Below are 262 nucleotides of genomic sequence, written 5' to 3'. Positions count from 1 at the left end.
AGCATCCGCGGGCTCGGCGGCGGCGGGCTTGGAAGCATCGGCGGGGCTGGCTGCGGGCTTGGCCGCATCCGCGGGCTTGGCGCCGTCCTCGGCTGCGGGAGCCTCGTCTGCGGCAGGCTCTCCGTCCTTCGCGTCGGGCGCCCCGGCAGCGGTTTTGGCCTTCTCCCCCGCGATTACGGAGGATCCGGCCCCGCCGGCGCGGTCTCCGCCGTCGTGCTTGGGGGCGTTCGCAATCCGGGCCCCCGCCTGACCGGATTCTGCC

General features: G+C 75.6%; 1 pseudogene. It reads right to left on the bottom strand.

The features are described 5' to 3' along the window. A pseudogene (locus AC5RV2_RS19295) lies at positions 1 to 262 on the bottom strand (hypothetical protein); the annotation flags it as partial.

Source organism: Arthrobacter sp. Y3225116 (assembly GCF_059091245.1).
This window is presented reverse-complemented; position numbering and strand designations above follow the sequence as displayed.